13 protein-coding genes and 2 pseudogenes are annotated in these 14,336 nt (G+C 69.6%); 7 read left to right on the plus strand and 8 right to left on the minus strand.

What is annotated here, in order from left to right:
- Window positions 1-38 precede the first annotated feature (38 nt).
- Window positions 39-1,724 (plus strand): nucleic acid/nucleotide deaminase domain-containing protein, encoded by a 1,686-nt coding sequence (locus ACTWQJ_RS07400; RefSeq protein ID WP_443305817.1) that lies wholly within the window; start codon window positions 39-41, stop codon window positions 1,722-1,724.
- Window positions 1,725-1,857: 133 nt separating this feature from the next.
- Window positions 1,858-2,475, plus strand: coding sequence for an SUKH-4 family immunity protein (locus tag ACTWQJ_RS07405; protein WP_443305818.1), 618 nt, complete (start codon window positions 1,858-1,860; stop codon window positions 2,473-2,475).
- Between the two features lie 260 nt (window positions 2,476-2,735).
- Here ACTWQJ_RS07405 and ACTWQJ_RS07410 read toward each other — a convergent pair whose 3' ends face one another.
- The 4 genes and pseudogenes from ACTWQJ_RS07410 to ACTWQJ_RS07425 all read right to left on the minus strand — a co-directional run bounded on the left by ACTWQJ_RS07410 (window position 2,736) and on the right by ACTWQJ_RS07425 (window position 4,750).
- On the minus strand, window positions 2,736-3,146 hold the full coding sequence (locus ACTWQJ_RS07410) for a PIN domain-containing protein (protein WP_443305819.1): 411 nt from the start codon (window positions 3,144-3,146) through the stop codon (window positions 2,736-2,738).
- Window positions 3,143-3,364, minus strand: coding sequence for a type II toxin-antitoxin system VapB family antitoxin (locus ACTWQJ_RS07415; protein ID WP_172629543.1), 222 nt, complete (start codon window positions 3,362-3,364; stop codon window positions 3,143-3,145). The genes ACTWQJ_RS07410 and ACTWQJ_RS07415 overlap by 4 nt, the downstream gene beginning before the upstream one ends.
- Window positions 3,365-4,050: 686 nt before the next feature.
- Window positions 4,051-4,493 (minus strand): annotated as a pseudogene (locus tag ACTWQJ_RS07420) (PIN domain-containing protein).
- A complete protein-coding gene (locus ACTWQJ_RS07425) occupies window positions 4,490-4,750 on the minus strand; it encodes a CopG family transcriptional regulator (RefSeq protein ID WP_443305828.1) in 261 nt (86 codons plus the stop codon). The pseudogene ACTWQJ_RS07420 and the gene ACTWQJ_RS07425 overlap by 4 nt, the downstream one beginning before the upstream one ends.
- A gap of 274 nt (window positions 4,751-5,024) precedes the next feature.
- Here ACTWQJ_RS07425 and ACTWQJ_RS07430 point away from each other — a divergent pair, with 274 nt between their 5' ends.
- Window positions 5,025-8,078 (plus strand): FG-GAP-like repeat-containing protein, encoded by a 3,054-nt coding sequence (locus ACTWQJ_RS07430; protein ID WP_443305820.1) that lies wholly within the window; start codon window positions 5,025-5,027, stop codon window positions 8,076-8,078.
- 231 nt (window positions 8,079-8,309) lie between these two features.
- A complete protein-coding gene (locus ACTWQJ_RS07435; RefSeq protein ID WP_443305821.1) occupies window positions 8,310-8,564 on the plus strand; it encodes a hypothetical protein in 255 nt (84 codons plus the stop codon).
- 24 nt (window positions 8,565-8,588) lie between these two features.
- On the opposite strand, the pseudogene ACTWQJ_RS07440 reads toward ACTWQJ_RS07435, so the two are convergent.
- The 4 genes and pseudogenes from ACTWQJ_RS07440 to ACTWQJ_RS07455 form a co-directional block, all read right to left on the minus strand.
- Window positions 8,589-8,789, minus strand: a pseudogene (locus ACTWQJ_RS07440) (FtsK/SpoIIIE domain-containing protein); the annotation flags it as partial.
- A 26-nt stretch (window positions 8,790-8,815) separates the two neighbouring features.
- Window positions 8,816-9,562 (minus strand): SDR family oxidoreductase, encoded by a 747-nt coding sequence (locus tag ACTWQJ_RS07445; protein WP_443305822.1) that lies wholly within the window; start codon window positions 9,560-9,562, stop codon window positions 8,816-8,818.
- Window positions 9,559-10,551 carry an alpha/beta hydrolase family protein gene (locus tag ACTWQJ_RS07450; protein ID WP_443305823.1) on the minus strand — a complete coding sequence of 331 codons (993 nt, stop codon included), beginning with the start codon at window positions 10,549-10,551 and terminating at the stop codon, window positions 9,559-9,561. Before ACTWQJ_RS07450 ends, ACTWQJ_RS07445 begins: the two co-directional genes overlap by 4 nt.
- Entirely contained in the window at window positions 10,548-11,468 is a 921-nt protein-coding gene (locus tag ACTWQJ_RS07455) for a zinc-binding dehydrogenase (RefSeq protein WP_443305824.1), read from the minus strand. The genes ACTWQJ_RS07450 and ACTWQJ_RS07455 overlap by 4 nt, the downstream gene beginning before the upstream one ends.
- A gap of 89 nt (window positions 11,469-11,557) precedes the next feature.
- On the opposite strand from ACTWQJ_RS07455, the gene ACTWQJ_RS07460 reads away from it, so the two are divergent.
- The 3 genes from ACTWQJ_RS07460 to ACTWQJ_RS07470 all read left to right on the plus strand — a co-directional run.
- A complete protein-coding gene (locus tag ACTWQJ_RS07460; protein ID WP_443305825.1) occupies window positions 11,558-12,502 on the plus strand; it encodes a LysR family transcriptional regulator in 945 nt (314 codons plus the stop codon).
- Between the two features lie 291 nt (window positions 12,503-12,793).
- Entirely contained in the window at window positions 12,794-13,798 is a 1,005-nt protein-coding gene (locus ACTWQJ_RS07465) for a FecCD family ABC transporter permease (protein WP_443305826.1), read from the plus strand.
- Window positions 13,795-14,336 (plus strand): iron chelate uptake ABC transporter family permease subunit (locus ACTWQJ_RS07470; RefSeq protein ID WP_443305827.1); only part of this gene is annotated, 542 nt, incomplete at its 3' end. The genes ACTWQJ_RS07465 and ACTWQJ_RS07470, both read left to right, overlap by 4 nt.

Here is a 14,336-nt window from a genome sequence, read left to right on the forward strand (position 1 = left end):
GGAGTTGCAGTAGTTGACGGGGGACGGAGCGCGCGGCCATGGGTCTGGTACTGCCGAACATCATCGACGAGGCACTCGACCTCATCGGGGTCAACTGGCCCAACGTCGACGAGGACGACTACTTCGAGATGGCGACGTCCATGCGGGACTTCGCCGAGAAGTTCGAGGGTCACGGCGGCAACGCGCACAAAGCCGTGACCCGCATCCTCGACTCCTCCGAGGGCTGGGCCGTGGAGTCCATGAAGAAGCACTGGTCGCACGTGAAGACCGGTCACCTGGAGAAGATCCCCGAGGTGGCACGGCTGTTCGCGGACGCCTGCGACGGTGTCGGCCACGTCATCCGCGGCATGAAGGTCAAGGCGGGCGTCGAACTCGGTGTACTCGCCGCCACCATCGTCGCCGAACTCGCCGCCGCCCCCCTGACCTTGGGCCTCTCCGCCGCGGTCGCCGCCGGTGAGATCGCCCTGATGCGCACCATCGTGAAGCGGCTCATCGACGAGGCGGTCGAGCAGATAGTCGACGAGCTCATAGCGAAGGTCACCGAGCCCGTCACCGGCAAACTGCGGGAACTCATCTCGGACAAGGTCCTCGACCTGGCCGAGGGAGCCTTCAACCCCGGTGACAAGCCGGGCGGCATGAAACTGGCCTCCGCGGGCGGCAGCGGCGGCTCCGGCGGCGAGGGCAAGAAGACGGTCATCGACCACTTCGAGTTCCAGGACGGCGCCGACAAGGTCTCCGGCCACGGGAGCAACTTGGGCGGCCAGTCCGGGATCCATCTCGGCAAGTCGAAGAACACCTTCGGCAAGACCAAGGGCAAAGACACGTTCACCCAGGCCTTCGACGGCATTCTCGAAGAAGCCATCGACGGCATGGAGAAGGCCGCCAAGAAGGTGACCGACCACGTCACCGACACCATTCCGGACCGTGTGAAGGCTGCTTCCCGGCACCAGAAGCGCAAGGACCGCGACGTCGGCGACGAGGCCGAAAAGGTCGACGTCAAGAAGGTCAAGAGTGACGGCGACACGCCCATGTACCTTCTCAGTGACGACGGTTCGATACGCCAGTTGCACCCCGACGGGACCACCAGTCCCGTCCGTTCCGACGACTCCTCCGGAGTGAAGGACGTACTGGGCGACAAGGCCTGGTACCCGTGGAACAACAAAGGGGAGAAACAGCGCAAGAACAATCCCGACAAGGGCAACACGGTCAACTCCACGAAGGTCGCGCCCGGCTCCACCGATCTGGCCCGCGCCACCCAGCTCGGCCGCTACGCCAACCGCACCGAACGCCCCGATTCCTACATCCCCGGCGGCAACTATGCCTCAGCGCTGTACGACGACGGCAAGGGGAATCGTTTCATCCTGGTCGGCGCCAGCGGCGAGGCACACTCCGAACGTTCCATCGGACACCCGCTGATCAAGAACGGGCACGAGGGCAACGTCAGCGAGCTCTACACGGAACGTGAGCCCTGCCAGAAGAATCCCAAGTGCAACAAGTATCTTGCGAGGGAATTCCCCGACAATCTCGAGGTCACCCACAGCGCGAAATACGACCAGTCCGAAAAGGGGCCGAACGGCGAAGAACTCAGCAAGTACAAGAAGGACCGCGAGCACCGCGCCTACGTCAAGTGGCTGCACGAACAGTGGGACCAGCACGGTGTCGCCGGCGGACGCACTGATACAGTGATGAACCTCTCGCCCTCGGAAAGCAAGTTCGCTCCGTAATGGGGCGGGTGAGCGGGCGGGGCGGAATCGGAGTCACCGGAAGCGCCTCGATCCGCAACGCTGTTGTCGTGACCGCTTCCGTCCACTAAAGTCCCACGGCGCCCGTGGCGCCACCGAGTTCGGAGTTCCGGCAGTGCTTTTCGACGTCACCCGCAGCGAACTCGTCGATATCTTCGGCGAGGACCGACTCGCGACCATCCCCGCCACCGCCTTCCCGCCCGTCGCCGCGAACACCGAGGGCGCCCGCCTCCTGCAAACCGTCGGCGTCCCCACCGGGACGCTCCTGCTGCGTCAGCCCGACGAGGACGACGGCCTGCTGCCTCTCGTCCAGGACGTCGTCTACATCGAGGACTTCGAGGACGCTGCGGAGGACGCGGGTGACTGGCCCGTCATCGGCTGGCTGCTCAACGCGCACCTCGCCCTCGACCCCGTATCCGGCAAGGTGCACGCCTTCGACCCCGACGAGGAGACCGTGGTCGAACTCCACGCGGACGTCTCCTCCCTCGTCCAGGTCACCCTCCGGCTCCAGCGCCTGCTCGAGGAGTTCACCTTCAGCGGCGACGAGGACGAGGAGGAAGCCGACTTCGAGCGCCTGGAGCGCGAGGTCGAGCGCATCCGCGAGGAGACGAGCAGCATTGACCCGCTCCCCTTCCAGGACGACGAGACCGTCTGGTCGGTGGTCGGCGAGGAGATTGCCGCGGGCCAGCGCTTCAAGGGCAACAGCCCGGGAGCCCGCTCGCTCTACGGGTGATCGCCGACCGATGTCGCCCACGCACCGCGCGGTCTGCACGGTGCGCAGGCCGCCTTCCTGCGGACCGGTCTCCTCATCGACCTGCCCGACCAGCTCCACACTCTGCCTGTCCCCGGCCTGACCACCCGCCCCTTCACCCCGTACGTAGCGCACCGCATCAGCCGTGGACAGCCCACCCCGTCCAACTCGTCACCATCACCGCCCTGACGGGGTCTGTACGGTCACTGGACAGACCCCCTGACGTCGGCGGCGGAAACGCGTCAGGCAACGTCGTGGATGTTGTGCTCGATCAGGTCGGATGCGTGCCGGGCGACGGCGCGGTAGTCGGCGTCGTCGTGGAGGACAGCCAGGCCGTGGTGAGCCGCTGTAGCGGCGATGATGAGATCCACGGCCGAGGCACTGCGATGCTCCCCGGCCTGGGCCATACGGTGTTGCACGGAGCTGATCCAGCGCCCTGCGTTCTTCGGTACCGAGACGTCGGGGTAGAGGTCGGTGAACATTTCCGCGATCTCGTCGTACTCACGACTGCTTCGGGCGCTGTACAGGAACTCGGCCCGCTGCGCGTAGCAGGATGCAATGGCCCCGGCATCGATCGCGTCGTACCAGGCTGATTGCAGTTGCGGGTCGCGGAGCAGCCGGACCAAGCCGGACGTGTCGAGCAGGTAGATCACCGGCTGTGCTTCTCCGCCCGATGCAACCGCTCAGCGTCCTCGACGGCACCCCACTCTCGCGCGCGCTCGAAGTGACGGCTGATGCGCGCCGCACGCTCCTGCTGCTCAGCGTAGAAGTGCAGGGCGAGATTGACCGCCTCCTTCTTGGTCCTGACCTTGGACAAGGCCATAGCGCGTTCCAGGGCGTCGTCGTCGATGTCGATCTGGGTCACAGACATGTGGCACCTCCCACGCAATGTTGGTGATGTACATAGAAGAATACGGCACCAACATTCGCAGGTCCACGCATTAGGCGGGCCTCATTGCGCGGAGACCGTGCTGGTCAGGAAGCCTGACGAAGGCGCTGTGCACGACGCTCGCGCCGACCGGGTCATCGCTGTGCGACTGCAAGCCCATGCGTCGGCACCCCGCCACGCGCAGAAGCTGGCCGTCCCCGAAGTCCCTGCCGAGCCTCCATAAGGTTGGCCGTACGGACTCGTGCCCATAGCGTGCCCGTAAGACCGGATAACCACGGTCAACAGCGGCGCGAAACGAACCCTGAACGCTGCGCTGGAGACGGTGTAGGCGCAGGTCAGCAGCCTTGTTGCCGCCCAAGCGTCATCGCTTCCCAAGCTGAGAGCGCGAGTTCGATTCTCGTCACCCGCTCCAGAATGAAACCCCAGGTCAGTGGCCTGAGGTTTTGTGTTGCCGGAGAATCTCCCCAGACGCAGACCTGTCGAGCACCCGAAGATTGGGGCACGGGGAGGGCGCGAGTGCTTGGCGGATGCCACGACGCAAGCGTTCGCCTATCCGAGCCCTCAGCCTGCTGTTCCTCGGCGAGGCCGAGTCACGTGCCCCTTCGCCTGAAGGCGACGACTGCCCAAGTCCCTTCTATGACTGGGACTTCAGCACCAGGACGCTCGCGTCAAAGTGGCAGATCGTCGGGCAGTACCCGGAACGCCTTGTGGCGGCCCAGCGGGCGCACGGCCCGGAAGTCGCGCCGGTCGAGGGCGAGGATCGCGTCGGTGTCGTAGTCCGCAGCCAGCGCCACGTTCACCGCATCGGCGAGGTCCAGGTCCAACGCTGCGTAGCGGACACGGACGGACTGAGCGGCGCCCAGGTGGTCCTCTGTGATCTCCGGCATGACGACACGGCCCCGGCTCATCCAGCGGCGGAGATCGCCGACCGCGCTGACGGCGGCTTCGCGCCCGAGTTCGCGTGTGACGACGTGGTCGAGTTCCGCCAGCAGAAGTGGGACATGACCAGGAGACCGGCCGCCATGATCGCCTCATTCGCAGCCCCGTGTTCTGGATGCGTCGAGTCGAGAGCGGCCAGGAGACCGGACGTGTCCGCAATGACGATGATCACGCGGCAGTTCCGGGACCCGTCTCGCGGCGGACCGCGTCGGCGACCGCCTCACGGACCTCCGCCTTGGACGGCGTCCGTCCCGGTCCCTCGAAGGTGCGCGAGAAGAGCGGCTCGTCCCAGACGCGGTTCGCCATCGCGGCGAGGTGGATGCCCTGGCGGATGATCTCGGCCTCGCTTATGCCCCGACGCTTGGCCGCCTCCTTGATGATCGCCAGGTCTTCCGGGTCGGCGTAGACGTTCGTGCGCTTCATGGACATGTACCAGGAGTAGTTCATGTACCAGATTGACGTATGGCGCCCTTTCGGGGAGGGGCGCTGGAGACCTGGGCCTTTTCGTTGTGCGCGGTGATCGGTCACTGCCGCTGCTCCCCATCCCGCCCCAGAGGTCATGTGCAGGCAAAATGCTAGGATCCGGCCACTTGCCTGGGGGGTATCCGGACGTCATATGTGCCGCGGGTCCATGACCCGCGGCTCGACGGCGTACGCACATGTCTCTCCAAGCCTTCGCCTACCGTCCCCGGAGAGGTCCTGCATGGGCAGACGTGCGCTCGTACGAGGCGCCACCGCCGCCGCTGTTTCCTTCACGCTCGCCCTCGGGCTCGGCCCGCTGACGGCCGGCAGTGCGCATGGGGAGACGGTCACCGGAGAGGTGGTCGTGCCGGCCACCACGTCCATGGTTCCCCGGACGGGTCTGCTGAGCGCGGGGCCCTCGGGGTTCCTCCGGTACGAGGAGGGGCGTGGCCAGCTGTGGACGACGTACGACGGTGTCGACACGGTCGTCGACGCCTCGGGCACGGACGCGTACGGCGTCACGAGTGCCGGCGCGGGCTCGGACGTCGTGGCCCGCTACGACAGCTCCGCCAGGACCGTGACGCTGCGTAACATGGCGTCCGGTCAGGTCAGTACGGTCGCGCTTCCCGACGGGCACTCGTACTTCAGCACGCTCGGGTCGACGGTCGTCACGACAGCGGGAACCCCGGGCGCCGACTCCGTGTGGCATCTGCTGGACGCTCAGGACGACGGCTCCGTCACCGATCGCACGGTGGAAGGCGTCCCCTCCGGCGTCTACCTGTGGTCCGCCGCGGGGCTGGGTGACGCGCACGGACAGGTGGTGCGCTACCGCAAGGGCGACGACGAGGTCACCGGGTGGCTCGATGTCGAGCAGGGGCGTTTCACCGCCCTGCCGTACACCGTGCGGTCGTGGTACTACCTGGTCGCGCTCAGCCCCACCCACCTGGTGTGGTTCTACGACGGCACCCTGCACGTCGCCTCCCGCCAGGACCCGACCGCCGCCGTGCGGACCGTATCGGTCGGCGACATCGCGCAGGTGCTGGGCCTGGTCGGCGACACCGTCATCGTGTCCCGGTACGACTCCTCCCTGGGCCGCTACGACACCAGCCGCGCGGTCTCGCGGGTCGAGGCCGTCCCCCTCGACGGCTCCGCGCCGCGGACGCTGCTGGCCAGGACGTCACGGCAGGCCATGCCGACTCCGGACGGCGGGCTCCTGGTCGCGGGCGGCGCCGACACGGACCACTGGGGCGTCTCCATCATCGAAGCCGCCGAGAGCGGCGGGGTCACCGTGCGCCGGATCGCGGACGCGTACCCCCGGCAGACCGCTCACACCGTCTCCCAACTGACCCTCGCCCAGGGGCGGTTGACCACCATGGAGCAGGATCCCGTGGGTGACTGGACGTATCTCCACACCCGTGAGACCGGCGTGGCCGACTCCCCCACGGCAGGGGCTCGCACCACCCGCGGCCGTATCGCGCTGGAGAACTACTCGGAGGGCCGCCCGCGCATCCTCGACACCGGCGACGGCCGGACGGTCATCTCCGGCTACGGCACGAGCGCCGGCCAGCAGCCCCAGCTCCTCGGGTCCACCCAGTCGCTGCCCGGCACCCGGATCGACAGCTCCCGCAGCTACCAGACCGCGACCGCCGCGGGCGGCCGTTTCGCCGCCCTGACCAGGCCGTACGACAGCACTGGCGCGGCGGAGACCCGGATCGTCGACCTCGACACCGGGCGCACGGTGTACACGACGACGGAGACCGTGCGGGCGATATGGGGCACCACCCTGTGGGTGATGTCCGGCAACGACACCGTGGTCCCCGTCGACCTGCTGACCGGGCAGCAGGGCGAATCCGTGTGGTTCGGGCGCGGCTGCCTGCTGAACGACTTCCAGGCGGTCGGCCGGTGGCTGCTGTGGAACTGCGTGCTCAACTCGGAGGGCCAGGGCGTCTACGACACCGTCACCAAGCGGAACCTGACGCTCGTGTCGGGCTCCGACTGGCAGCAGGCGCAGCTCGGCGACGGCTTCGTCGCGACCGTCGAGGCCGGGCAGCTCAAGGTGATCGACGTGCGCAGCGGGACGCCCGTGTCGCACACCGCCGGGAAGTTCGAGGGCAACGCCTGGGACGTCGACCCGTACACTGGCGTGATCGCCCAGCTCCGCTCCGACAACACCATCCGCCTGACCTCCAGCGACGTCCCCGTCTCCGCCCTCGTCCAGCGCGACGCCACCGTCGCCACCTCGGTGGACGTCAAGGGCGGCGCCGCGCAGTGGAGCCCGAAGTGGTGGCTGAACAAGCCCGCGGCCTCCTGGAAGCTCGTGATCAACAACAAGGCCGGTACGGCCGTCCGCACCCTCTCGGGCGGTCTGGTGCGCGGTGTGGTGACTCCGGCGTGGAACGGCAAGGACGGCTCCGGCCGGCTGGTGCCCAACGGCGCCTACACGTGGACGCTGACGGTCACCCCCGCGGACGGGCAGGGCGCGGCGCTGACGAAGACGGGGACGGTGAAGGTCACCGGCGCGGCAGCGGCGTGGCGGGACTTCGTCGGGTCGGACGGCTTCGGCGAGTTGATGACGCTGAACGGCTCGGGCGGGCTGACGTACCAGTACGGGACGGGGAAGGGAACGTTCACCGGGAAGCGGACGGGCTCCGGATGGCCGACGACGGTGAAGGTGGTGCCCTTCGGCGACCTGAGCGGGGACCGGTGCAACGACGTGCTCGTACGGTTCAGCAGCGGCGCGTTGCGCGCCTACCGGCCCGCGTGCGGGGCGGCGGTGACGCCTTCCACCGCGTACACCTCGCTGGGCACGGGCTGGAACCAGTACGACGTGCTGACCTCGCCCGGGGACATCAGCGGTGACGGCCGGGCCGACCTGATCGCCCGCCAGTCCTCGACCGGCGACGTCTACCTCTACAAGGCGACGAGCACGGGCAAGCTCTCCGCCAAGGTGAAGATCGCGTCCAAGTGGACGGGTTACAAGAAGATCGTGGGCGCGGGTGACCTCAACGGCGATGGTTACGGCGACCTGCTGGCGCAGGACAAGTCGAACGAGCTGTGGCGCTACGACGGCACCGCGACCGGCAAGTTCAAGAGCCGCGTGAAGGTCTTCAACGACTGGGGTTCGTCGTACAACGTGATCGTGGGCGTGGGCGACATCACCGGCGACGGCAGAGCCGACATCGTCTGCCGCGACACCTCCGGCACCGTCTGGCGCAACAACGGCAACGGCAAGGGCTCCTTCGGCGGCCGTACGAAGATCGCCACCGGCTGGCAGGGGTACAAGGGCCTGTTCTGAGCCGGTCTTCGCCACTGCCCCGCGGGCCCGGACGCCGTAGTTCGTCCGGGCCCGTTCAATGCCGCAGGCCCAAAGCACCCCGGGTCAGCACTGCCCGGCGAATGAACCGCGGGCGCATTCTGGCTCTGCCCCTGGTCCGGATGTCGGGTGCGCCAATCAGTCGCGCACACAACGCCGTTCGGCAAGCTTGAACCACCCTGCGCCACGCCGTGCTCGCACGGCTTTACCGTGGTGCCGAACCACACAGTCCGGGGCCGTGCCCAATCCCTGCCCGTAAGAGCGGACAACCACGGTCAACAGCAGGGCCTGGCCCTGCTGTGGGACAGCGCGGCCTCCGCCGCACGGTCCCTGCCGGCGCTCGCCACGAAGACGTTCGGCTGCGCGCCGTCCCACCGCTGGGCCTTCGAACTGGACGAAGCACTCCAGCCGAAACCGGGCGGCCCCCTCGGGCTCCCGCAGGAGCTGAGCCTCCTGCTCCACGCCTGAAACCCCGTACTCCGCGCCCTCGGGAGCGAACGGCGCCAAGTCCGCCGGTTCCTGCCCCGGAGCCAGCCGCAGCCGGAGCGGCAGGCCGGTCGAGGTGGGCCGGATCATGCCCCGACGAGGAGGCACCGGCCGGACCTCACGGCGGGTGGTCGCCTTGACGGCCAGGGCTCGCCACCGGGGCGGCTCGACCGTCAGGCCGCACGCGTCCATGGTCGAGGAGCACGACCTGGGGGTTTGTTGTGTGTCGGTCGTCAGGTGGGTACGGCACCCACCAGGCCGCCGTCGATGACGAGGTCCTGGCCGTTGACGTAGGACGCGTCGGAGGAGGCGAGGAATGCCACGGCGGCAGCGACCTCTTCCGGGCGTCCGAAGCGGCCGGCGACGATCCGTCCGGTCAGCGCCTCCGCCTCCGGCGCGCTCAGTGCGGCGTAGGGGTACATCGGAGTGTCGATGTAGCCGGGGCTGATGGAGTTGACCCGGATGCCTCGCGGGGCGAGTGCGGCGGCGAGTGTTCGGGCCAGGTTGTGCACAGCGGCCTTGGTCGCCGAGTACAGGGTGAGGACACTGTTGCCTCGGTGGAGGGTCCAGGACGCGTTGATGACGACGGAGCCTCCGTCCGCGAGGAGCGGCAGTGCCCTCTGCACGGTGAAGAACACTCCCTTGAAGTTGATGTCGACACCGTGGTCGAAGTCGGGCTCGGTGACGTCCTCGAACGGCAGGAACACCCCGGTGCCCGCGTTCACGAAGAGGCTGTCCAGGCGGCCGCGACGGGCACGGACCGTGTTCATCAGTGCGTCCACCGCGCCGAGGTCGGCGGCATCGGCCACGACCCCCGAGGCGTTGCTGCCGAGTTGCCGGACGGCGGCGTCCAGCCGTTCGCGGGTGCGGCCGGTGACGACGACGTGGGCGCCTTCGGCGATGAGGCGGTGTGCGGTCGCCAGGCCCATTCCGCTGGTGCCGCCGGTGATGAGGACGGTCTTACCGGTGAAGCGGTTCATGCCGGTGCTCCCCTCAGGGTGTGTGCCATGTGATCGGCCAGGTGGGGCAGCCAGTCGGGGCGGGCGTTGCCGAGGAGGTGGTCGCCGTGTGGAACCGAGAGATACGTGCCATGGGGTGCCGTGCGGGCCAGCGGCTCGCCGTTGGTCACGCCGGGGATGACGTCCTGGCCTCCGTCCACGACCAGCAGCGGTGCCGCGATGCGCGGTGCCAGGGCGGTGAGGTCCACCTGGCGGGCGAAGTCGCGGGCGGCGGCGTCTCCGCCGGTGCGGCGGGCCATGATGTCCCGTACGGGCGGGGGCAGTTGCTCCCAGTCGAGGCGGAAGGGGCCACTGACGGTCGCCACCGCGGCCACGCGCGGCTCCAGTGCCGCGGCGCGGGCCGCGAAGTAGCCGCCCAGACTGAGGCCGACCAGGCCGACGCGGGTGATGCCGAGCGCGTCGACAACCCGGCCCACGACCTGCTCGTAGTCCGGCCTGAGCGTCGTCGTGGCGGCGAGCACGCCCTGCCCGGGGCCGTCCATGATGAACACCGCCAGGCCCCTGGCCAGCAGCGCGGACGCCAGATCCAGGAACTCCTCCTTGGCCGAGTCCAGGCCGGGGACGACGACCACGGTGCCGGGGGCGCCGGTGGGGCCGCGCAGCCAGCCGGTGAATCCCTCGCCGGTCACGCGCCGCGCACCGGGCTCCAGCAGGGTGAGGGACCGGTTCAGGGCGTCGTCCGCCTCGGCTGCGGCGCGCTGTGCCTCTCCGTCATGCGTGAGCGTGGCGAGGTGGAACCACCGGGCCGCCATCAGCAGGTGCTCACCCGCGGAGACGGAGGACTCCGCCTTCTCCGCCCGCTCCAGGTGGGCGTGTCCGGTGCGCAGCAAGGACGGTCCCCAGTCGGCGACGGAGGTGAGGCCCTCGGTGACCCGACGGTATTCGTGGGGGTCGACGCCCGCTCCGGTGGCGCGGGTCCACTGGGCGGCGGTGAAGGCGGCAGCGGTCATCGTTCTTCTCCCGTCGTCAGTACGGCCTTGCCGCGTATCCGGCGCTCCCGCAGGTCGACCAATGTGTCGGCGGTCCGGGTCCAGTCGGCGATCCGCCCGGTCTCCGGGTGCAGCCGCCCTTGTTCCACGAGGCGCACCAGTGTCGCGAGATCGGCGCCGTACGGCGCACCGGCGTAGTGGAAGTGCTGGATCCTGACGCGTTCGGGCCCACCCAGGAGGTCGAAGAAGTCGAGGGTCACCGGGGTGCGGCTCGCCTGGCCGAACCAGACGAGTGTGCCGCCCGGGCGCACCTTGGACAGGGCGACCGGAAGATGCGGACCGCCCGTGGACTCCAGTACGACGTCGAACGGTCCTCGTGCCGCCGCAACCTCTTGCACCACCTCCGCCCCCAGCTCGGCGAGCCGCTCGCCGCGTACCGGCGTGGCCGTCACCGCGGCCAGCTCGGCTCCGGCCCCGACGGCCAGCTCGGTGACGTAGTGGCCCACCCCGCCCGAGGCGCCGGTCAGCAGCACCCGCCGGCCGGCCAGGGAACCGACTGTACGCAGCAGCCGCAGCGCGGTGATCCCGGCCAAGGGCAGGGCCGCCGCCCGTACGCAGTCGATGCCGTTCGGCAGCACCGCGAGGGAGTGCGTGGGCACAGTGGCGTACTCGGCCCATCCGCCGTGCGCCGTATGCCCGACCACGCGGGTGCCGACACCGGGGCCCGAGCCGTCGGCCGCGGCCTGCACCACGAGCCCCGCGATGTCCTTGCCGGGCAGCAGGCCGGGCCGAGGCTGTTCCAGGAGGAAGGTCTCGCCCCGGTTCGGCGCGAACGCCTCGACCTTGATCAGTACCTCATCGGGCTCCGGGACGGGCTGGGGGACTTCCGCGAAGGCGACCGGACGCGCCGCGTCCCCCGTGGGAATCAGTCTTCGCATGCGGAGAATGCAACCGCCGCGTGCACCCCGTGATCCAACAACGATCAGGCGAGATCGACAACGTTCGGTTGTCGCCTAAGGTGGAAGCCGTGGATCTCGACCTGGCGCAGGTACGTGCCTTCGTACGCGCGGCCGAGGAACTGCACTTCGGGCGGGCGGCCAGAGGCCTTGCCATCTCCCAGCAGGCACTGTCCAAGAGGATCGCGCGACTGGAATCTCTGCTCGGCACCCCGCTGTTCCACCGCCACGGCACCGGGGTACGCCTCACCGAGAGCGGAGCACGTTTCCTCCTGCCGGCCAAGCAGGCCCTGACCGCTGCCGACGCCGCGGTCGCCGCTGCGGTCGGCGAACACCGTCCGCTGCGCGTGGACGTCTGGGGGCACCTCTATGCGCCGATGCGGACGCTGGCCCGGATCGCCGGTGAAGCCGGGGAGTTGGCGCTGGGACACGGGCGCGACCTGCCGTCGGTGACGGCGGCGCTTCTGCACGGTGACATCGACGTCGCCTTCGGCCGGGTTCACCCCCCGCTGCACACCGGGCTGGCCCACCGTCTCGTCCGCCTCGAACCGGTGGACGCCGTACTCAGCGCCGACCATCCGCTCGCGGCCGAGCCGGTGCTCCGGCCGGAACAGCTGCGCGGCAGCGTGTTGTGGGCGCCCGGTGCTCTGGACCGGCTCGACTTCCTCCACCAGTTCGCCGACCGATTCGGCATCCACGACTGCGCCACGAGCATCAACCTGGGCCTCGCCCACTTCCTCACCGAAGTGGCCCGGGATCCGCGACGCTTCGCGCTGCTGCCCGCCGACGTACCCCTGCCGGACATCCCCGAGCTGCGCTCGGTCCCGCTGGTCGGCCCCACCCCGCTGTACGCCTGGTCACTGCTGTGGCGCACCGACAACGGGCACCCGGGACTGAGCAGTCTCACCGCTGCCTGCGCCGCGCAAGCCGGCCGGCTCCGTTGGCTGGAGTACGACCCGTCGCGCGACTGGTTACCCGAACCGCCCGCGAACGCATCTCGGGACAGCACGCGGTGAGTGGTACGCCCAGGCCGGCCTACGGGCACGCCCCTGCCGTGCCTTGCGTACGGTCGCGTCGAGTCCGGCAGCAACTGCCTGCGAAGTGGCCCGCCGTGCTCTCGGTCGTCGCGGTGAGCGCGCTCCTGCCCGGCGCGTGCCCAGGCATCACCGCCGTCGCCGCGCACGATCCGCATGTGCCGGTGCGCCCCGGTGCCATGGGCCCACGAGCAGTCGGCCAAGGACGCGCTCTCCTCACCACGTACGCTTAGGCAATCCTTAGCTAATGGATAGTGGATACGGGAAGGGCGCATGTCAGGAGTCGCGAGCCGACGTGTCGGCTGGATGGCCGTCGCCCTTCTTCTCTTGCTGCTGGCCGTGGTGCTGAGCCTCGCGGTCGGCAGCCGCGCGATCGCCCCCTCGGCGGTCCGGGACGCGCTGCTGTACGGCGGCACGAGCGACGACGCCCAGGTCGTACGGGCGCTGCGGGTGCCGCGGACGGTCGTCGGTGTGCTGGTCGGGGTCGCCCTCGGCGTTGCCGGAACGGTTCTTCAGGGCATCACCCGCAACCCCATCGCCGAGCCCGGCATCCTCGGCATCAGCCAGGGCGCCTCGCTCGGCGTCGTCTGCGCCATCACCTTCTTCGGGGTGCACACGCTGAACGGATACGTCTGGTACGCCTTCGCGGGCGCGGCCATCGCCGCGGTGTGCATCTACGTCGTCGCCAGTAGCGGACGCGGGGGCGCCTCGCCGGTCAAGCTCGCGCTCGCCGGTGCCGCCATGAACGCCTTCCTCGCCTCCGTCGTCACCGGCATCCTCACCACCGACGCCCGTGCCCTGGACGAGTTCCGGTTCTGGGACGTCGGCTCGATCGCCGGCCGGGACGCCTCGATCGTCGGGCAGACCTGGCCCTTCCTGGTCGCGGGGCTGCTGCTGGTACTGGCCATGGCCCGCGGGCTGGACGCGCTCGCGCTCGGCGAGGACATCGCGCGGGGGCTGGGCCGCAACGTGGCGCTGCTGCGCGCGACCGGCGCCCTCGGCGCGACCGTGCTCACCGGCGTCGCGGTGGCCGCCGCGGGCCCGATCGCCTTCACCGGCCTCGCCGTCCCGCACATCGCCCGGGCCCTCGTCGGCCCCGGGCACCGCTGGCTGCTGCCCATGGCCGCCGTGCTGGGGCCGGTGATGCTGCTCCTCGCGGACGTCCTCGGGCGGGTCGTCGTACGGCCGTCGGAGGTGCCAGTGGCCGTGATGACCGCGTTGGCCGGGGTGCCGTTCCTGGTGGTCCTGGTACGGCGGAGGAAGCTGGTGACGGCATGACCCAGGACACTCTCCGGCCTCCGGGGCATGCCGTCCTGCGCGCCAGGAAGGGCAGCTTCCTGCTCCACCGCAGGAGCCTCCTCGTCGCCGTCGTCCTCACCGCGCTGCTCGCGGCCACCGTCGTCGCGTCCCTGTGCGTCGGAGAGTCGTTCGTCGCGCCGGGCGAGGTCGTCCGCGTGCTGCTGGGTCTGCCCAGCCCCGACGAACTGGTCGTCGGCACGCTCAGGTTGCCGCGTCTGGTGACCGGACTGCTGGTGGGCGCGGCGTTCGGGGTCTCCGGCGCGCTGATCCAGACCGTCGCCCGCAATCCGCTGGCCAGCCCCGACGTCATCGGCGTGACGCACGGGGCGGGCGCGGCGACGGTCGCGGCGATGACGTTCGGCGTCACCTCCTACGCCGTACTCCCCTACGTCTCCGTCGTCGGCGGTCTCGCGGCGGCGCTGCTCGTCTATCTGCTCGCCTGGCGGCGCGGGCTGCACGCCGCCCGGTTCGTGCTCGTCGGCATCGGCATCTCGGTGGTCCTCGGCTCCCTAACCCG

It is taken from the genome of Streptomyces sp. KR55 (assembly GCF_052245645.1).
GTDB lineage: Bacteria > Actinomycetota > Actinomycetes > Streptomycetales > Streptomycetaceae > Streptomyces > Streptomyces flavusporus.

What these genes read in the sequence shown, in the direction of transcription:
- ACTWQJ_RS07400 (WP_443305817.1), top strand. Translation starts at nt 39, where the DNA reads ATGGGTCTGGTACTGCCGAACATCATCGACGAGGCACTCGACCTCATC.
- ACTWQJ_RS07415 (WP_172629543.1), bottom strand. Translation starts at nt 3,364, where the DNA reads ATGTCTGTGACCCAGATCGACATCGACGACGACGCCCTGGAACGCGCT.
- ACTWQJ_RS07425 (WP_443305828.1), bottom strand. Translation starts at nt 4,750, where the DNA reads ATGTCCATGAAGCGCACGAACGTCTACGCCGACCCGGAAGACCTGGCG.
- ACTWQJ_RS07430 (WP_443305820.1), top strand. Translation starts at nt 5,025, where the DNA reads ATGGGCAGACGTGCGCTCGTACGAGGCGCCACCGCCGCCGCTGTTTCC.
- ACTWQJ_RS07445 (WP_443305822.1), bottom strand. Translation starts at nt 9,562, where the DNA reads ATGAACCGCTTCACCGGTAAGACCGTCCTCATCACCGGCGGCACCAGC.
- ACTWQJ_RS07450 (WP_443305823.1), bottom strand. Translation starts at nt 10,551, where the DNA reads ATGACCGCTGCCGCCTTCACCGCCGCCCAGTGGACCCGCGCCACCGGA.
- ACTWQJ_RS07455 (WP_443305824.1), bottom strand. Translation starts at nt 11,468, where the DNA reads ATGCGAAGACTGATTCCCACGGGGGACGCGGCGCGTCCGGTCGCCTTC.
- ACTWQJ_RS07465 (WP_443305826.1), top strand. Translation starts at nt 12,794, where the DNA reads ATGTCAGGAGTCGCGAGCCGACGTGTCGGCTGGATGGCCGTCGCCCTT.